Genomic DNA, 17587 nt, shown 5'->3' with positions numbered 1-17587 from the left:
TTACTTCTGGTACCAGGCGGCAAGCTTCGCGAACTCGTCGTCGACGAGGGCGGAGCGCCCGGCCAGGAACGGGTACACATGCTGCTGGCCCTCACCGATGGACAAGGTGACGTCGACACCGGCCGACGCGGCGAGCTTCTCCAAGCGGGTGGCGTTGTCGAGGAGCGACTCGACGCTGCCGGCCGTGATGTACAGCCGGGGGAACCCGGTGAAGTCCGCGTACAGCGGGTTCGCCAGTGGAGTCTTCGGGTCGATCGTGTCCCCGAGGACGCCGGCGATCATGCCTTCGAGCAGTTCCGGGGTGATGAGGGCATCGGTGTCGTTGTTGGTGGCGAGGGTCTCGCCCTTGTTCTCCATGTCGAGCCACGGCGAGAAGGCGATGACAGTGCCCGGACCCTGCTTGCCCTGCTCCCGGAGCGCCAGCGCGATGGCGATGGCGAGGTTTCCGCCGGCGGAATCACCGACGGTGGTGATGTCCTGCGGGGCGATGCCGGATGCGACGAGCGCGTCGAAGGCGGCCACACCGTCCTCGATCTGGGCGGGGTGCTGGAACTCGGGGGCGCGGCGGTAGTCCAGCACGAAGCTGACGGCGCCGAGGGCCTTGGCGACGTGGCCGGCGAGCTTGCGGTGGCTGGCGGCCGAGCCGACGGCGAATCCGCCGCCGTGCGTGTACAGAAGCACCTTGGACTTGTCCGCCCCCTCCGGCAGGCACCAGATGCCCGGGACTCCGCCTACGGTGTCCTCGCGGTAGGTCACGCCCTCCGGCTCGACGGTCGGCTGATGCCACTCGTCGAACATGGAACGGAACAGGCGCATGGACAGGTCCGGTGTCGCTGCCATGATCTCGGACCAGTCGGCGTAGAGGTCGCGCAGCACATCCGGGCTCGCGGCGCCGCCAGGAGCGGTGCTGGGAGTTTCGGAGATGTTGGTCATGGGTCGTCCTTCGGTGATGTCGAGCCTGTTCCGGGTGGGATGAGTGGGTGCCGCGTCCGGGTTGTGTTCCCTCCGGCTGCGACCACTCGATGTGATGATCGCCACGGCGCCTGAATTCAAAGGTAGAGTGGTGTTCCAGCCCACAGCTGTTCCAATGTGAAACAGTCGGCGTCGTGGCGCATTGATACTCCGATGCCACCTAATCAGCACCGGATTTGGTATTGGATGCTTCACACCGAGTTGGACATGATGAAGGGATACCTGATCGCCTCAGACTTTCGAACGGAGCGCTCTCCCGATGCGTGTATTCGCCGTCCAGCCCGATGACACCACCATCCACGACCTGGAAGTTCCGACCCCGAGCCCCGAGGGCCGGCAAGTGCTGCTGAAGGTCGTGCGGGCCGGTGTCTGCCACACCGATACCCACCTGCGTGCTGGCGGGTACGACCTGGGCAGCCGCGGAATGATGAGCATGAAAGCCCGCGGTATCGAATACCCGATGGTGCTCGGCCACGAAGTGGTCGGGGTCGTGGAGAAGGTGGGCGACGGCGTCGAGTCGGTTCGGGTGGGCGACGTGCGGCTGATCTACCCGTGGATCGGGTGCGGCGAATGTCGCCAGTGTCGTGAAGGCCACGACAACCGTTGTGCCGCCGGAAAGAATCTGGGCGTGGCCCGCCACGGCGGCTACGCCGAATACATCCTCGTGCCCGACGAGAAGTACCTCGTGGACATCGACGGCCTCGACCCGAGCTGGGCCGCCACCCTGGCCTGCTCCGGCCTCACCGCATACAGCGCCGTGGACAAGGTCCTCCCCCTCGAGCCGGACGAGCCCGTCGTCGTCTTCGGCGCAGGAGGACTCGGCCTCACCGCAATCGCGATCCTCCGTTCGCGGGGCCACCGCAACATCTGTGCCGTCGATGTTGCCGAACGGAACCTCACCCTGGCGCAGGACATGGGCGCCTCGAGCACAGTCCTCTCCGGGCCCGGCAGCGGGGCCGACGACATCCGCCGCACGGCCGGTGGGCCGGCCAGCGCCGTGATCGACTTCGTCAACAACGGCGTCACGGCCGCGGTGGCTTTCGAGGTACTGGCCAAGGCGGGGATCATGATCCAGGTCGGCCTCTTCGGCGGCGAAGTCACCATCCCGACCGCACTGCTGGCTCTGCGCATGATCCGCATCGAGGGCAGCTTCGTGGGAACCCTCGCCCAGATGCAGGAGCTGGTGCGGTTGGCGCAACGCGGGGAACTGCCCCACATCCCTGTTGTGGAACGGCCGCTGTCGGCGGCCGCGGTATCCCAGGCCTTGGATGACCTGACCGCCGGTGGCGTTGCTGGACGTATCGTCTTGACGGCTTGACAATGGGGTGATGCCGGTGGATGGACCACATCGCGAGGACGAGGTGCGGAGCGCCCGCGCACGGCTGGTCGAGCAGGGCCTGGTTCGGGCTTCCGTGCCCGCCTCCCTCGTCGCGAAGGAGATCGAGCAGAGCTGGCGCCGCTCGGTCTCCCACCGCGTCGACCCTGGGGCCGAACCCCACATTCTGGGCGAGATCGACCCGGACACCGCCATCCTGCGTGCTGCGGGTCGGATCCTCGACCAGTGGCAGACCAACCTCACGGACTCGCGGATGACTCTCTTCCTGGCCGACGAGGACGGCCGCATCGTGTCCCGCCGCATCGTCGACGCCCAGGACGGGCGGCTGCTGGACCGGGCCAACGCAGCGGAGGGGTTCGACTTCTCCGAACGCACCCTGGGCACGAACGGACTCGGCACTCCCATCGAGGCGCGCGACGTCGTATTCGTCCGCGGCAACGAACATTTCAACGACGCCCTCGCCCGGCTGGCATGCGCGGGCGCTCCTATCAAGCACCCCATCACCGGCCGGATCGTCGGTTCGCTCTCCCTCGCCTCGCACATCGACGTCGCCAGCCCGTTGATGGTCGCCATGGTCCGGCAGGCCGGGCACCAGATCGCCGAGGCGCTCGAGCACATGGCCGATTCCCGGGACCTCGAATTGGCGCGCGCCTACCGTTGTTTCCGCTCCTCCCGGCGTCCGGTCCTGGTCATGAACTCGGAAACTGTCATGACGGATCTGCCCTCCCTCGCCCACCTCGACGCAGAGTCCCACGCCGTCCTGTGGGAGAAGCTGCGCCTCCACCACTGGGACGACGATTCACTGAAGCTCGAGTTGCCCATGCTCGGCACCGAGGCCATGGTGCGGCGCCTCGGCCGCGGCGGTCAGGACGCCATCTTCGCGCTGGAGTTCCTGACGCCGGCCGGTGCCGCGTCATCCGAGCAGGATGCCGTGGTCTCCGAATCGGGCAGTGGGACCGTGCCTCTCCTCCGGGCCGGCGCGGCCTCTCCTCGGCCTCAGCAGTCGCCGTACGAGGTTGTCCAACGGCAGTTCACCACTGCCGCCGCCGCGAACGGACTCGTGCGCGTGGCCGGAGCCCCCGGCGTCGGCAAGCGCCACCAGGCCTCGAAGTGGCTGCGACAACGCACCGGACAGGAGCCCGAGCTCTTCACCGTCCGCGACCTTGCCCCGGACGGCACGTTCTGGGCCGACGGTGACGCCGCGTTGCGCGAGGGGCGCGGGATCGTCGTCGCCGGAGACGGAAGCCTCTCCGACGAGCTGCGCAGGCGCCTCGGGGACTTCGCGCGGCTTCCGCGCCCCGGTGTCGATCGGGGTGCCCGGGTCGTTCTCACCGAATGCACCGACGACACGGGCAGCCCCCCAGACGGTGCCGACGCCGCCTCGGCAGCGGTACGCATCCCCTCGCTCGCGGAGCTTCGCGGCGAGCTACCGGCTGTCGTGCGCGAGGTCGCTGCCGGGCTCTACCCGGGCGCGCCGGCACCGCGGTTCTCCCCCGCCGCGCTCCAATGCCTGTTGGCCTGGCCTTGGCCGGGCAACGTAGCCGAGCTGACCCGGCTCCTCACCGACCTGCCACAGGTGGCCCGCGGCGGCCTGATCCAGACCCAGGACTTGCCGATCGCGATGCGCCAGACGCGCAGGCCCTCCCTGAGCCGCTACGAGCAGGCCGAGCGCGATGCGATCGACGGCGCGCTGCGGGAAGCCGGGGGAAACAGGTCCCGCGCTGCGGAGATCCTGGGAATCGGCCGCACGACGCTCTACCGCAAGATGCGGTCCCTGAAGATCGATGCCGACGAACGAATGATCGCTCCCGGTCCATGACCTCCGGCAGCCGTTCTCCGACCGAATTAATCTGCAGCGCAACGATTCCCCTTCAAACTCACCCGTGTTCGGAATCGGAGCCCAACAGCGCACGCGCCTGCAGGATCGCCTGCTCGACGTCGTCGTCGAGATCTGCGGCGGGTAGTGAACCGAGTTCGCTGCGGAGCAGACCCACGTCCTTCAGCAGCAGGTCGTACTGAACGTCGATGAGGTTGTCACCCATCCAGCTCTGTCCGGTCGACACGCCGATCACCTCGAAGAGGTCCTTGGCCGGCACGCCGTGTTCGGCTGCGAGGTTGAGCATCCGTGCGGTGGCGGCCAGGTTGTAGGTGGCCAGGGCGTTGTTGAGGAGTTTCACGAGAGCCGGCTGTCCGTAGGACTCCATCTGGAAGACACGGCCCGAGATGTCGGCCAGCAGCGCGCTTTCGGCGTCGGTGGGGGCGGGTCCGGCGAGGAAGACGGTCATCGTGCCGTGGCGTGCCCCCTGGGGGCCGCCCGACACGGGGGCCTCGAAGACGCGCCAGCCGGCCGGGGCCGAGGACAGGATCTTCCGTGCGTCCGCAGGCGCGAGCGTGGTGTGGACGAAGACGGTCAGCGGCTGCGCGGTGTGGGCCGCCAAGGCCTCGAACACCGACGAGACCTGGTCGGCCAGCCGCACCGCGATGTGGACACCGTCGATGGACGGCCAATCGACAGCCGCCAGGTCGCTGCCGGCCGGCGACGCGGTCTCCTCCGACCACTCGCGGAGGCGATCCTGGTTGAAGTCGTAGCCGTACACCTTCCGGCCCAGATCGGCGAGATGTGCGCCGATGTTTCCCCCGATGGGTCCGAGTCCGATTACCAAATGCATGAGCGTTCCTCGAGTGCGAGAGAGAAGGTTGTGAGAGAGAAGGTGATGAGAGGGGATGCCAGCGGGGCACCGGACGTCACGAGGACGTCGGGGTAGGAAGATCGTCCGATTCCGTGGGGGACTTCAGGTCAAGACCCCGTTCCGCCATGACCTCCTTGAGGAGGGTCAGGCCGTTGAGCACGCGCGGGAACCCGATGTAGGGGATGCACTGGATCAGGGCCCCGACGATCTTCTCCTTGGTCAGGCCCACGTTGAAGCCGACATTGATGTGCAGCTTCAACTGGGGCTCGGTGCCCAGGGCGACCAGCGTGGAGATGGTCACGAGCGTCTGCTCCTGCTGGGTCAGGCTGGTTCGGGAGTAGATGTCTCCGAAGGCGAAGGAGACGATGTAGTCGGACAGGTCCGCGTCCAGAGTCTTGTACGACTCCACGAGCTTGACGTGGTCGAAGGTGCCGGAGTGCTCGGTGGAGACAAGCTCCATCATGCGGTCGAGTCCGCGCTGGTAGCGATCTGTGGCCATGGGGGCCTCCTCTTGAGACGGTCGAAGGTGAAGTCCATCCATGGCCTGTATCCCTTCGATGGTGCGAACGCGCATGTGGCGTGGTGCGGTACTGAACACAATGGTGATACAAGCGACTGCCATGCGAGCGTTCCAATCTGGAACACTTCCCAAATCGGCGATACCACCAGTGTAAAGCGGCAAGATGGCCGAGACGGTTCGCGAACGCTTCACCACCGGGAACAAGGTCATCGGTGCCACGGGCTTGCCCACCGCGACCTACAGCGCAGCCTTCGCGCCCCTCAGCAGCACCCCGGACAACGTGACAGTGCCCTCCGAGGTGCTGCTGGAACGACATTTCCGGGATAACCGAGCTACGCCGGTTGTGGCGGTCTGGCCAGCAGGACCGAGCATTCCGGATGCCGCCGTATCACTTGTTCGGCGACCGTGGACCCACGGTGATGCTGATAACCGAGGACGATGATGTCCGCCGGTAGTTCGTGCGCTCGCTGCAGAATGATGTCCGGGATGTCGTGTTCCGTGGCGTTGATGAGTTCTCCGTGCACGGTGACTCCCGCTGCGGCGAGTAGGTCGACAGCGTCTTGCACTACTCTCTGTTCCTCAGTGGGAACGTCGTCCTCGCCCTCGAGTACACCGAGCCCAGAGCCGGCGTTGATGTCGTAGGCGACCACGTGACCGCGCGCGAAGTGCAACAGGTGGACGGTCCCACCGGTCATCTTCGCGAACTGGATCGTTCGTTGCAGAGAATCGTCGGGAGAGTCCGGCGCTGCATCAATGGCTACCAGTATTCGTTCGTACATCGCCGTCTCCACGCTTTCCAAGGTTGCCGACTCGAACTATTGCATCGCATTCCCAAGGCCGGTACTACGTAGTCGGGGAAACTGCCGTCGCCCCGGCCCCGAGCGGCACCGCCGGTTCGACGGGTGTCGAGTGAACGTCCGTCGCGCGACGAACTCGCGGGACCGCCAACGTCAGAACGACACCCAGAAGGGCGAAGCCGGCCAGGACATAGAAGACTGCGTTCACGCCGAGTCCGGCGGCCAGGAACAGACCGCCCAGCAGCGGGCCGCTGACGCCGCCCAACCGGCCGAAGCCCGCGGCCCACGCGACCGCCGCACCCCGCATCTTGGTGGGGAAGTAGTTCGCGACCAACCCGTAGATCAGGATCGACGTTCCCGTGGTGCCGAAGCCGACGATGGCAACGAAAAGCAGGCGCACCGGCAGCGGTACGTCCAATGTCAGCAATGCAATGAACGATGCACCGATCAGGAAGCCCATAGCCACAACCGGTTTGGGTCCGAACCGGTCGGCGAACCGGGAGCCGCCCAGCGCTCCGAGAATTGCGCCCCCGCTCAACACGAGAAGGAAGGCGAGCGAGCCTTTGGTATTGAACCCCACTTGTTCCATCAGCACCGGCAACCAGGTGTTGAGGTAGTAGTTGAGGAACTGGGCGAGGGCGCTCATCAATCCCACCAGCACCGTCGAAAGCAGGAAACCGCGGCTGATCAGGCCGGCGAAACCCACCCGTTCGGCCTTCTCCGATTCCGGGGCGCTGTCGGGCATCGGCACACCGGTGCGCTCGGAGATTGCCCGGGCCTTGTCGATCTGGCCCCGGGCGACCAACCACGGCACCGACTCGGGCATCTTCAGAAACGCCAACGGCAACAGCGTCAAGATCGGCAACGCCCCGATCATGAACAGTCCGCGCCAACCGAGGGACTCCAACAGGAGGATGGCAAGCAGGGCACCCAGCAGGCTCCCCAGCGGCACGCCGGAGTAGCTGATGGCACTGCAGAGGTTCTTCTTTCCCGGCGGGGCGAATTCGGTGACCAGGGTGCCGGTGGTGGCGATCAGCGCGCCGATACCGAGGCCGGTGAGGAACCGCATGATGCCGAACGTCGTGGTACTGCTCATCAGCGCGGTGACGAACATGCCGATGGAGAACCACGCGTAGGAGAGGAGCATGACCTTGCGGCGGCCGAGGATGTCACCGAAGGCTCCGGCGAGCAGGGCACCGAACATCATTCCCAGCAGGGCGTAGCTGCCCAGGGTCCCCGCGACCGCGGGCGTGACCTCCCCGAGATGGCTCGGGTCGTTCAGGAAGGTCGACAGCACCGCGCCGTATACAACGAGGTCGTAACCATCGAAGATCATGCCGACGGTGGCGAGGGATACGACCCACATCACCGTTCGTTTGCGTCGTGCCTCTTGGTCGGTCGTTATGGTTGAAGTCATCTCAGATCTCTCCTTCGAGCTGCGTGCCGGAGGCACGATGCAACAGCTCCGTTTCGTGGCGGGACCGGTATGCGGCGAGCGCACCTGCGAGCGCCTGCTTCACCTCGGCGGCCGGCATGGCGGCGAACTTGCGCACTGCCTTCGGTCGCCGGGCGACGGTTGCGTACCTTGTCATCGCATATTTCATTGTGGTGCTTCAGCTTTGCGTGGCGGTACGAACCGGCCGGGACGGCCGCCTGACGTGGGCCGCCCCGAGTGGGAGCGGAGGGGACTTGGTGACGAAGCTGGGGTATCCGGCCGCCACCTCGGCCGCCACGATCTTGCGGTACTCGCCCAGGCCCCCGAGGTAGAACAGCACGCTTCGTTTCTTGCCGGGGATGTTCGCACCGAAGATCCACGAGTCGACCCTGCCGAACACCGTCGCGGCGGCGACCTCGCGGCAGGTCTCGGTCCAGTCCGACTCCGCCTCGGGCCTGAGGTCGATCCTGCCGGTCTCGGTGGCCGCGACCTTCCGGATGGTGTCGGTGATGAACTCCACCTGGGCCTCGATCGTGGGTGGCAGGTTGGTGAACGGGCCGTTGGGGCCGAGGATCATGAACATGTTGGGGAACCCACTGGTGGCCACCCCGAGGTAGCTGGTCGGCCCGTCGTTCCAGTGCTGACTGATCAGTTTCCCGTCCCGGCCCTTCAGGTCCACCCGCATGTAGTTGCCGTCGACCGCGTCGAAACCGGTGGCGAACACCAGCACGTCGAGCTCGTGCTCGGTGCCGTCCTCCGTGACGATGCCCTTGCGCGTCATCCGGACGATCGGGTTCTCCTTGACATTGACCAGGCTGACGTTGGGCCGGTTGAACGCCTCGTAGAACCCGGAGTCACACAACGGCCGGCGCGCATACATGTCGGTCGGGGTGAGCTTGCGGGCGGTCTCGGGATCCTGCACGATCTCGCCGATCTTGCGACGGATGAACTTCGCCGCCTCCTCGTTGGCCGCCTCGTCGGTGGCGATGTCGCAGAAGGTCCCGAACATGAACTGGAACCCCCCGCCCGCGTCCCAGGCCTCCTGGAAGATGCGTTCACGCTCCTCCGCGGACACACTGAAGGTCTCGATGGTGCTCTCCTCGAAACCCATGGCCACACTGGAATTGCGCACCTGCTCCCAGGTGGCGTCGAAGTTCTCGTGGTCGGCCCGCAACTGCTCGGGACCCACCTCACGATTGCCGACCGGCACGCTGTACTGGGGGGAACGCTGGAACGAGATCAGATGCCCGGCGATCGGGGCCGTGGCCGTGATGATCTGGTTGCCGGTCGAGCCGTTACCGATCACCCCGACCCGCTTGCCCGTCAGGTCCAACTCCTCCGGCCAGGCCCCGCTGTGCACGACCCGACCCTCGAAATGCTCGATGCCGTGGATCTCGGGGGTGTTCGTCGCCGACAGAATGCCCAGACCAGTGACCAGGAAACGGGCCCGGTAGGTGATGCCGCGGTCGGTGCGCACGGTCCAGGTCCCGGACAGCTCGTCCCAGACGGCCTCGGTCATGCCGGTCTCGAGGTGGATGTGCTCACGCAGCCCGAAGCGGTCCACCACCTTGTTGAGATAGGCCAGCACTTCCGGCCCCTTGATGAACCGGTGGGTCCACGTGTTGTCCGTGTACAGGTCGCGGTCGAACGAGTACTGGTAGACGAAGGACTGGGAATCCGACAACGCACCGGGGTACTTGTTCCAGTACCAGGTACCCCCCACCCCGCCCGCCTTGTCGATGGCGACGACGTCGAGTCCCTGCTCGTTGCGCAGCTTGTGCAGCGTGTAGATTCCGCCGAATCCGGCTCCCACGACAAGAACGTCGAGATCGCGGATCTGGTCGTGGATGAGTCCATCCATGGCCTGTACCCCTTCGATGGTGCGAACCCGCATGTGGCGTGGTTCATGTTCCGACCACAATGGTGAGATGCGCGACTACCGTCCGAGCGTTCCAATATGAAACACTCCGGGAAATCGGGGCTCGACACGCTCCCGAAACGGGCGAATCGACGGCATGGGAGCGGCAGGAAACCCGGGGCGGTTCACGGGACCGAGATTCCGGACGGCCCGTCGGCGTCGGTAGGGAAGGCGCGGTCGACGGGGACAGCCCGTGAACACCCCGCTTCGAGCGGCATGAGTCGGCCCGGCGCAGTGCTCTGCTGCCGGGCCGGCGACGACCCGTCACGGACGGGTCTCTCGATCGAGAAGTGTTCTGATGGAAGATTTTTCGTGCACGCCGGTTCGATCTCGAGCGCCTCGGCGGCTCGTAAGCGTGCGGTTCAGCCCGCAGGTCGTCAGGCGCGAGTCGCGGGGCCGACCTCGGCGGCTCGGGCGTGCGCGACGATCTCGTCGATCAGCTGCGGCCACAGGGGCTGGGGCAGGTTGTGGCCCATGCCCGGAACCACGACCAGACGGGCGCCCGGAACCGCGTCGGCCGTCGCCAGACCACCTTCCACCTGAACCAGGGGATCGTCCTCGCCGTGGATCACCAGCGTCGGGATCGTCAACCCGCGTAGTCCCGGCGTGCGGTCCGGGGAGACCACAATCGCCGCGTACTGCCGCGCCACGCCGGCTGGGTTGTTGCCTCGCGCGAAGGCGCGTCGCGCGACCTCGGCGACGCGAGGCTCGTCGAGCGGGTACCCGGGTGAGCCGATCACCCGATACACCGTCAGGGAGCGTTCGGCGGCGGTGTCCGGGTCGGTCGGCGGCGGCAGGAACAACACCGCCTGCGCCTCCGGCCGCGCCTGTCCCACCTGGCGCGAGGGAGTGGACATGATGGAGGTCAGACTCCGGACCCGGTGTCCGTGGTGGATCGCGAGCTGCTGCGCGATCATGCCGCCCATCGAGGCGCCGACGATGTGCGCGGATTCGAGACCCAGCGCGTCGAGCAGCCCAGCGATGTCCTCGGCCATGTCCACCAGCGTGTACGGCGGCGCCGCCGCGGCCTCCCCGCGAAGCAGGGCCCCCAGGTTCGGAATACCGCCCTCGTGGAGGTGGGTGGACAACCCGATGTCGCGGTTGTCGAACCGGATCACATGGAAGCCGTGGTCGGCGAGTTGGTCGCAGAACCGTTCGTCCCAGCCGAGCATCTGGGTGGCGAGCCCCGCGATGAGCAGCAGGGGTGGGTTGCCGGCGTCTCCGAAGGCCTCGTAGGCCAGTTCCAGCTCGCCGACGGCCACCCGTTGGGTCCGATCAGCCATGGGTGTTCCTCACCGGGTCGGTACGACGGCCGGGCCGGTCACGCCGGCGGCTGTTCGAGAAGGTGGGCGGGGATGCCGATTTCGCGTTTGAGGATCTTGCCGGTGGCACCCTTGGGCAGCTTGTCGGCAAGCCAGACGTGGCGTGGGTACTTGTACGCGGCGACCCGGCTCTTGACGTATTGGCGAAGCTCCTCGGGAGTTGCCTCCGCACCGGGTCGCAAGGTGATCGCGGCTGCAACCTCCTCGCCGTAGGTGGGATGAGGCACTCCGATGACTGCGACTTCGCGCACTGCGGGATGTTCGTAGAGCACTTCTTCGATTTCGCGGGGGTAGACGTTGTAGCCGCCCCGGATGATGATGTCCTTCTTGCGGTCGACGATGAAGTAGAAGCCGTCCTCGTCGCGAGTGCCCATGTCTCCCGTATGGAACCAGCCGTCGACTATCGCGGCGGCGGTCGCGTCGGGCCGCTTCCAGTAGCCCTTCATCACGTTGTGGCCGCGAATGACGATTTCACCCACCTCGCCGGGTGGGGTGTCGGTGCCGTCCCGAGCGACCAGCTTCAACTCGACACCGTCGATCGGCAGTCCGATCGATCCCGGCTTGGATTTCCCGATCCGGTTGAACGTGGCGGTCGGTGATGTCTCGGACAGGCCGTAACCCTCGAGAATCGGTGCGCCGAAGGCTCCCTGGAATCCGTTCAGGACTTCGATCGGTAACGCCGCGCCACCCGAGACGCAGATCCGCAGGCTGGAGGTGTCCGCCTCCGACAAATCGGTGTGGAGCAGGGAAACGTACATCGTGGGGACGCCCTCGAAGACTGTCACCCGGTGACGTTCGATGAGCCGCACCACCGCTTCGGCTTCGAATCGCGGCACCAGCGACACACACGCGCCGACCGCGAGGGAGGCGTTCAGCGCGTTGCTCTGCCCGAACGCGTGGAAGAACGGGAGGCAACCCAGCACCACATCCTCCCTACGGATGTCGAGCATGTCGACGAAGGTGGTGGCGTTGCGGTACATGTTCGAGTGGGTGAGCTGTGCGCCCTTCGGCGCGCCGGTCGTGCCCGAGGTGTAGAGGAGGACCGCTGTGTCGTCGTCGGCCCGGGCGGCCACCTCCGGCAGGCGCGGCCACTGGGCAGCGCCGGCGAGGGTGTCGTCGTCGATGACCACGATGTCGGTGCCGGTCGCTGCGGCCGCGGCCTGCGCCTCGGCTGCGATAGTGGTCCCGACCAGCGCCAGAGCGGCACCGGAATCGCGGAGGGCGTGCTCGATCTCGCGGGCCTTGAGCAGCGGATTCATCGGCACGACCGTCGCGCCGGCGCGCAACACACCGTAATAGAGAACGGGGAACGCCACGATGTTCGGCAGGGCGATCCCGACCCGGTCGCCCGGTCGGATTCCGCGGGCCTGCAACCACCCTGCTGCCCGGGCGGTCAGATCGTCGAGTTCGGCGTAGGTGATGACGAGGTCGTCGAGACGGATTGCCGGCCGGTCGGGATGACGGCGCGCGGACTCGGTCAGGATATGGGCGAGGTTGGTCATGATCGGCTTTCGGGTGCTGGGTAGGCCATTCGGAGGAGAGCGGGCGGTTGGAACGGGGTCCATCGGTCCGGGGGCTGGGCGAGCCGGTCCGCGACCGCCCAGAGTGTCGCCGGGTTACCGGTGATGCCGAAGTGACTGGCAAGCACGGCGATGTTCTCGGCGCGTGGCGAGGGCTCGTCCAGGCACGCCCGCCAGGCGAGGATCCCGTCGAGCTTGGAGTAGATCGACGTCGCGGGCACCGGAAGAGGGCCTGCGCCGCGTTCGAGCGGCAGATCCAACGGCTCGATGTGCTCATGGGAGTTGCGATGGAACAGGCGGTTGGCGCGGCTCTGTTCGTGCCGGGCGAGCCGGATCGGGCTGCCCAGGGTGATGACCTGTCGAACCGCCGACGGGGTGCGGCGGGCGAGTTTGCGCGCGAAGATGCCGCCGAGACTCCACCCGATGAGCGTGACCGGCTGCTGGTAGCGGTTGGTCAAGTAGTCGAGCCGCGCCTGCGTGCCGTGCACCGCCTTGCTCGTGGGGCCGATGTTGCGGCCGAGCTGCCACCCGTACGTCTTGTATCCGAGCCCTTTGAGCACGGTCCGCAGGGTGTAGGTCGAGGCATCGCTCGTGTTCAGTCCGGGGAGCACGAGGACGGGGTGTTTGTCGCCGCGAGGAAGTGCGGCCAGCAGCGGTGCAGAGTAGGCCAGGAGCGCATAGTCGACGGCCGCGCGCGCGGGGTCGGTGAAATAGAGCAGGCGGCCCGGCGCCGTGTGGCCTCGTTGCGTCGTTCCGGTCACGGGGTGTTGTCCTCCAGGCCGAGTTCGGCACTGACCCCGATGGTGTCGATGGACGACCAGGTGGCGTCGACGAAGTGGGCGAGCATGACCAGATCGCGCAGGTTGCCCTCGCGGTCGCGGATGTGGTCGCGCAGCAGCGCCTCGCCGGTGAAGCCGAGCGAACCGAACATCGCCACCGAGTGCTCCTGGTCTGCGGCGAGCTCGACGACGACTTTGCGGCGGCCTGCGCGGATCGCGTCGGCGAGTGCGTGGCGGGCCAGCGCGCGGCCGATGCCGAGGCGTCGATGCGCCGAGTCGACGACGAGTCGCAGTTCGCCGACGTGGTCGGACCAGCTGGGCAGCGGGCGCACCGCGGCGAATCCCACGACCGCGTCGCCGTCGAGCGCGACCCAGTGGGCCGGGCGGTCCGCCCAGCCGCGTACCGTGTCCGGCTCGGTGACATCCTCCCGCATCAGGGTCAGGTCCTCGGCGGGCAACCGGGCGAAGAACTCGATCAGGGCGTCGGTGTGGTCCCGGCCCAATGCGACGATGTTCATTCCTGTATCTCACTTCGCTGGATGAGGAATTCGATGATCGTGGGGATGGTGGTCTTGGCGGCGGTGCGGCCGACGAGCAGCCCGACGTGCCCACCCTCGAGGCGCAGCTCGTGTTTGTCGGACGAGCCGATCATGTCGATCAGCGGGCCCGCGGACGATTCCGGCACGATGTGGTCGCGGGTGCCCAGCACGGTCAGGAACGGCACCGTGATGTCGGCGAGGTGAACGCGGTCGCCACCGACAACCAGGGTGTCGTTGACGATGGCGTTGTCTCGGGTCATCTCCGCGAGTTGCCGGGCGACACCGCCGGGCAACGGAATGTGGTCGGTTGCCCACCCGATCATCGCCTGGTGCGCCGCGACGTAATCGTCGCTCCACATCCGTTCCCACAGGTCGACGTACTGGGTGATCTGCGCGGTCGGTTTCAGGACTTGGAAGCCCTGGTAGACGACCTGCGGCGGCACATTACCGTTCTCGTCGAGCACGTTCTCGATATTCAGTCCGCCGCCGCCGATCACGCTGGTCAGCGGTCCCAGTTGCTGCAGGTCGACCGGTGTCGTCATGACGGTCAGGCTGCGCAACGGCGCGTCGAGATGGTGGGCCGCGTACAGCAGTGCCAGGACGCTGCCGAAACAATAGCCGAGCATATTGATCTGGTCGGTGCCGGCGATCTGCCGCACGCGGTCGACCGCGGCGGGCAGATAGTCGTCGACATAGTCGTCCAACCGGTTGGCTGCGTCGCGTTCGTCGGGAACTCCCCAATCCAGCAGATAGACGTCGAATCCCGCTGCGAGGAGCCGTTCCACGAAGCTGTTGCCCGGTTGCAGATCCAAGATGTAGCTGCGGGAGAACAGGCTGAACACGATCAACAGTGGCGGCGACACTCGCACATCGTCGTTGCGGTAGTGCCACAACTCGCACCGGCCGTGGCGCCACACCACGTCCTTCGGGGTCTTACCGACCTCCGGCCGTGAGACGCCCGCTGCCATCCGAATTCCGTTGCGCGCCCGGAGCGCAGTGCGTTCCACCTCTCGGCGCACCCGGTCGACGATGTTCTCCGAAGCTGGTGTGGTCGTCACCGTCGATCACTCTCCGAGGGGTTGTCTTTGCGCTGTTCGAGCTGCAGCGACAGTCGCCGGACATCCCGGTCCAGCGCCCCGATCTGTTGGCGAAGCCGCTGCAGATCTGTGCCCGCCGGCAGATTCACCAGGTGCCACACGCGTGCCGCAACGCCGTTCACACCGTTGCCCACGGCGCGACGGACACCGAAGATCGTGGCGGTCACCGTCGCGAACACATCGCTGTGCACCAGAGCCTCGGCCCGCGGCGCCACCACACGGTCTGCGGCGTCGATGGGCTTTCGCCATACCGGTTTGCCTGTCATCGGTCCAGCCTGCTGCGCATGAGAGTTCCTCTTTCCGGCCATCTCGACAGCACCGATCGACGCGACGAGGATCCAGCTTGTTCGAGTGGGAGAATTCCACGTTCAATATTATGTGCGTCACATCGCACAAGGTGTTCCGATTCGGCACACGGTGAATACCTGCATCCCGGCGTGCCGAATGCTGCTGCAAGTGTTCGACCGGCGCTGCGACGCCGGTCGAAACCCTCACTTCGTCGTCGCCCGGGGGCGGACGGCAACCGTCTACATGTAGCGGCCGCCGGTCACTTCGGCGACGGTACCGGTCATGTACGACGACAGGTCCGAGGCGTAGAAGAGTGCGACGGAGGCGATCTCCTCCGGCTCCCCGGCTCGCTGCATGGGGATCTCGGACATCTTCTGATCCCATGCCTTCTGCGGCATCGCCTCGGTCATGGCCGTGCGGATGAGGCCGGGCTGGATGACATTCACCCGCACACCCAGGTGAGCCACTTCCTTGGCGGCCGCCTTGGACAGCCCCACGATGCCGGCCTTGGCCGCGGAATAGTTTGTCTGGCCGACGAATCCGACCTTGCCGGAGATCGAGGACAGGTTGATGATCGACCCGCCGCCCGACTCCCGCATGATGCCGGCGGCCTGGCGGGTACCGTTCCAGCACCCCCGCAGGTGAACCTGGATGACGTCGTCGAACTGCTGCTCGGTCATCTTCCGCATGGTCGCATCCCGGGTGATGCCGGCGTTGTTGACCATGACGTCGAGGGACCCGAACGAGTCCACCGCGGCGTCGAGGAGGCGCGCCACGTCCTCGGACGAGGTGACGTTGCACCGGACACCGAGCGCGTCGGTGCTCAGCGAGGCCGCAGCGTCCTTCGCCTTCGCCTCGTCGAGATCGCCGAGGACGACTCGGGCCCCGTGGTCGGCGAAGGTGCGGGCGATCGCCAGCCCGATGCCCTGGGCGCCTCCGGTGATCACGGCGGTGCGTCCTGTCAGCATGATGGTCCTTTCCTGGTGGCCCGAGGTGGTCGAGCCGTACGTGCTATCGGGTGGGGGCGGGGTGGAAGTGTTCGGCCTGCAGGGCGATGCCCCCGGCGATCGTGGCGTCGGCGGTCTCGGCGTCCATTCCGGATTCCACGAGCAGCGCGTGGGTGTGCTGGCCGAGCGCCGGAACGTCACCCATGCGTGCTTCGACGTCTGCGAACGTGACCGGGGGGAGCAGAGCCTCGACCGGCGCGTGTTCGGTGCCGATGGTGCGCCAGCGGTTGCGGGCCCGCAGCTGCGGATGCGCGACGACCTGATCGAGTTGCTTGACCTGCGCCGCGGGGATGCCGGCGGCGGCGAGCCTCGCGTCCAGTTCCGCGGTCGACCAGCGGACGGTGCGCGCCGCGACGAGCGCGTCGCATTCGGATCTGTTCCGCACGCGCTGGACGTTGGTGGCGAAGCGGGGGTCGTCGGCCAGCTCGGGCACCTCGAGGACATCGGTGACCAGGGCGCGCCATCCGCTGTCGCTCTGCACGCCGATCAGCACCTCGCCGTCACGGGTGGGGAACGCGTCGTAGGGGGCGATGGAGGTGTGGCTCACCCCCATTCGCGGGGGCTGGCTGCCGGTGTGCATCTGCGTGTACATCGCATGGCCCATCCACTCGACGGTGGACTCGAGCATGGACACGTCGATCACGGCTCCCTCACCGGTGTGTCCGCGGCGCAGCAGGGCGGCCAGGACCGCCTGGGCGCAGTACATGCCCGAGGCGATGTCCGCGGTCGGGATGCCGGTCTTCACGGCCGTCTCGGGAGTTCCCGTGATCGAGATCAATCCCGCCTCGGCCTGGATGAGCATGTCGTACGCCTTGCGCTGCTCCATCGGACCGCCGGTGCCGAACCCGGAGAGGTTCACCACGATCAGCTCGGGATGGTTTGCCCGCAACTGCTGGGCACCGAGTCCGAGCCGCTCTGCGGCCCCGGGTGCGAGGTTCTGGACGAACACGTCGGCGCGATCGATCAGACGGCGGACCGCAGCGCACCCCTCGGCGCTCTTGAGGTCGACCGCGATCGACTCCTTGCCCCGGTTGAGCCACACGAAATGCGCTCCGGTGCCGTGCACGACGTGGTCGTAACCGCGGGCGAGGTCACCGCCGTCCGTGCGCTCGACCTTGATCACGCGGGCGCCCAGGTCGGCGAGATTCCGGGTGGCCAAGGGCGCGGCCACGGCCTGTTCGAGAGAGACGACGGTGACTCCGTCGAGCGGAAGAGTCATCACGCCTGCCTTTGTGCCTGCTTGACCAGTCCGCCGCCGATGATCAGGCGCTGGATCTCGCTGGTGCCCTCGTACAGGCGCAGCAGCCGCACGTCCCGGTAGATCCGCTCGACCGGCACCTCCCGCATGTACCCGGTGCCGCCGTGGA

At 66.8% G+C, this 17587-nt stretch carries 18 protein-coding genes; 2 read left to right on the top strand and 16 right to left on the bottom strand.

All coding sequences use genetic code 11. The features are described from left to right. On the bottom strand, window positions 1-933 hold the full coding sequence (locus ACWPOB_RS16085; protein WP_455401436.1) for an alpha/beta hydrolase: 933 nt from the start codon (window positions 931-933) through the stop codon (window positions 1-3). Between the two features lie 298 nt (window positions 934-1231). Between ACWPOB_RS16085 and ACWPOB_RS16080 the strand changes: the two genes are divergently transcribed. After that, window positions 1232-2290, top strand: a complete 1059-nt coding sequence (locus tag ACWPOB_RS16080; RefSeq protein ID WP_100055618.1) for an alcohol dehydrogenase — start codon at window positions 1232-1234, stop codon at window positions 2288-2290. A gap of 10 nt (window positions 2291-2300) precedes the next feature. After that, window positions 2301-4127, top strand: a complete 1827-nt coding sequence (locus ACWPOB_RS16075; RefSeq protein WP_455401435.1) for a sigma-54-dependent Fis family transcriptional regulator — start codon at window positions 2301-2303, stop codon at window positions 4125-4127. Window positions 4128-4185: 58 nt separating this feature from the next. Here ACWPOB_RS16075 and ACWPOB_RS16070 read toward each other — a convergent pair whose 3' ends face one another. The 15 genes from ACWPOB_RS16070 to ACWPOB_RS16000 all read right to left on the bottom strand — a co-directional run. Further along, window positions 4186-4977 (bottom strand): NAD(P)-dependent oxidoreductase, encoded by a 792-nt coding sequence (locus ACWPOB_RS16070; RefSeq protein WP_455401434.1) that lies wholly within the window; start codon window positions 4975-4977, stop codon window positions 4186-4188. A 76-nt stretch (window positions 4978-5053) separates the two neighbouring features. Further along, complete coding sequence (locus tag ACWPOB_RS16065; RefSeq protein ID WP_455401433.1) at window positions 5054-5497, bottom strand: carboxymuconolactone decarboxylase family protein; 444 nt, start codon at window positions 5495-5497, stop codon at window positions 5054-5056. Between the two features lie 353 nt (window positions 5498-5850). Continuing rightward, window positions 5851-6309, bottom strand: a complete 459-nt coding sequence (locus tag ACWPOB_RS16060) for a universal stress protein (protein WP_455401432.1) — start codon at window positions 6307-6309, stop codon at window positions 5851-5853. Between the two features lie 52 nt (window positions 6310-6361). Continuing rightward, a complete protein-coding gene (locus ACWPOB_RS16055; RefSeq protein ID WP_455401532.1) occupies window positions 6362-7732 on the bottom strand; it encodes an MFS transporter in 1371 nt (456 codons plus the stop codon). Between the two features lies 1 nt (window position 7733). Beyond that, window positions 7734-7907: a hypothetical protein gene (locus ACWPOB_RS16050; protein WP_455401431.1), complete on the bottom strand. Its 174-nt coding sequence runs from the start codon at window positions 7905-7907 to the stop codon at window positions 7734-7736. A 21-nt stretch (window positions 7908-7928) separates the two neighbouring features. Beyond that, complete coding sequence (locus tag ACWPOB_RS16045) at window positions 7929-9611, bottom strand: flavin-containing monooxygenase (RefSeq protein ID WP_455401430.1); 1683 nt, start codon at window positions 9609-9611, stop codon at window positions 7929-7931. 434 nt (window positions 9612-10045) lie between these two features. Continuing rightward, on the bottom strand, window positions 10046-10951 hold the full coding sequence (locus tag ACWPOB_RS16040) for an alpha/beta fold hydrolase (RefSeq protein ID WP_455401429.1): 906 nt from the start codon (window positions 10949-10951) through the stop codon (window positions 10046-10048). Window positions 10952-10989: 38 nt separating this feature from the next. Further along, on the bottom strand, window positions 10990-12492 hold the full coding sequence (locus ACWPOB_RS16035) for a long-chain-fatty-acid--CoA ligase (RefSeq protein ID WP_455401428.1): 1503 nt from the start codon (window positions 12490-12492) through the stop codon (window positions 10990-10992). Continuing rightward, on the bottom strand, window positions 12489-13271 hold the full coding sequence (locus ACWPOB_RS16030; RefSeq protein ID WP_455401427.1) for an alpha/beta hydrolase: 783 nt from the start codon (window positions 13269-13271) through the stop codon (window positions 12489-12491). Before ACWPOB_RS16030 ends, ACWPOB_RS16035 begins: the two co-directional genes overlap by 4 nt. Then, window positions 13268-13807 carry a GNAT family N-acetyltransferase gene (locus tag ACWPOB_RS16025; RefSeq protein WP_100055627.1) on the bottom strand — a complete coding sequence of 180 codons (540 nt, stop codon included), beginning with the start codon at window positions 13805-13807 and terminating at the stop codon, window positions 13268-13270. Before ACWPOB_RS16025 ends, ACWPOB_RS16030 begins: the two co-directional genes overlap by 4 nt. After that, complete coding sequence (locus tag ACWPOB_RS16020; protein WP_455401426.1) at window positions 13804-14886, bottom strand: alpha/beta fold hydrolase; 1083 nt, start codon at window positions 14884-14886, stop codon at window positions 13804-13806. Before ACWPOB_RS16020 ends, ACWPOB_RS16025 begins: the two co-directional genes overlap by 4 nt. Further along, window positions 14883-15233, bottom strand: coding sequence for a hypothetical protein (locus ACWPOB_RS16015; protein WP_455401425.1), 351 nt, complete (start codon window positions 15231-15233; stop codon window positions 14883-14885). Before ACWPOB_RS16015 ends, ACWPOB_RS16020 begins: the two co-directional genes overlap by 4 nt. A 219-nt stretch (window positions 15234-15452) precedes the next feature. Beyond that, window positions 15453-16181, bottom strand: coding sequence for a 3-oxoacyl-ACP reductase FabG (fabG, locus tag ACWPOB_RS16010; protein WP_455401424.1), 729 nt, complete (start codon window positions 16179-16181; stop codon window positions 15453-15455). Window positions 16182-16224: 43 nt separating this feature from the next. Next, window positions 16225-17439, bottom strand: coding sequence for a CaiB/BaiF CoA transferase family protein (locus tag ACWPOB_RS16005; protein WP_455401423.1), 1215 nt, complete (start codon window positions 17437-17439; stop codon window positions 16225-16227). Beyond that, window positions 17439-17587: acyl-CoA dehydrogenase family protein (locus ACWPOB_RS16000; RefSeq protein WP_455401531.1), on the bottom strand; the 149-nt coding region annotated here is incomplete at its 5' end. The genes ACWPOB_RS16000 and ACWPOB_RS16005, both read right to left, overlap by 1 nt.

The sequence above is a fragment of the Rhodococcus sp. 2H158 genome (assembly GCF_053764755.1).
Note: the sequence above shows the minus strand (reverse complement) of the source record. Positions and strands in the feature narration are given on the sequence as shown.

Excerpts from the sequence above, each read along its gene's own strand:
- ACWPOB_RS16040 (WP_455401429.1), bottom strand. The coding sequence starts at position 10,951 with ATGGCTGATCGGACCCAACGGGTGGCCGTCGGCGAGCTGGAACTGGCC.
- ACWPOB_RS16065 (WP_455401433.1), bottom strand. The coding sequence starts at position 5,497 with ATGGCCACAGATCGCTACCAGCGCGGACTCGACCGCATGATGGAGCTT.
- ACWPOB_RS16070 (WP_455401434.1), bottom strand. The coding sequence starts at position 4,977 with ATGCATTTGGTAATCGGACTCGGACCCATCGGGGGAAACATCGGCGCA.
- ACWPOB_RS16025 (WP_100055627.1), bottom strand. The coding sequence starts at position 13,807 with ATGAACATCGTCGCATTGGGCCGGGACCACACCGACGCCCTGATCGAG.
- ACWPOB_RS16055 (WP_455401532.1), bottom strand. The coding sequence starts at position 7,732 with ATGACTTCAACCATAACGACCGACCAAGAGGCACGACGCAAACGAACG.
- ACWPOB_RS16035 (WP_455401428.1), bottom strand. The coding sequence starts at position 12,492 with ATGACCAACCTCGCCCATATCCTGACCGAGTCCGCGCGCCGTCATCCC.
- ACWPOB_RS16050 (WP_455401431.1), bottom strand. The coding sequence starts at position 7,907 with ATGACAAGGTACGCAACCGTCGCCCGGCGACCGAAGGCAGTGCGCAAG.
- fabG (WP_455401424.1), bottom strand. The coding sequence starts at position 16,181 with ATGCTGACAGGACGCACCGCCGTGATCACCGGAGGCGCCCAGGGCATC.
- ACWPOB_RS16075 (WP_455401435.1), top strand. The coding sequence starts at position 2,301 with ATGCCGGTGGATGGACCACATCGCGAGGACGAGGTGCGGAGCGCCCGC.
- ACWPOB_RS16015 (WP_455401425.1), bottom strand. The coding sequence starts at position 15,233 with ATGGCCGGAAAGAGGAACTCTCATGCGCAGCAGGCTGGACCGATGACA.
- ACWPOB_RS16080 (WP_100055618.1), top strand. The coding sequence starts at position 1,232 with ATGCGTGTATTCGCCGTCCAGCCCGATGACACCACCATCCACGACCTG.
- ACWPOB_RS16005 (WP_455401423.1), bottom strand. The coding sequence starts at position 17,439 with ATGACTCTTCCGCTCGACGGAGTCACCGTCGTCTCTCTCGAACAGGCC.
- ACWPOB_RS16085 (WP_455401436.1), bottom strand. The coding sequence starts at position 933 with ATGACCAACATCTCCGAAACTCCCAGCACCGCTCCTGGCGGCGCCGCG.
- ACWPOB_RS16045 (WP_455401430.1), bottom strand. The coding sequence starts at position 9,611 with ATGGATGGACTCATCCACGACCAGATCCGCGATCTCGACGTTCTTGTC.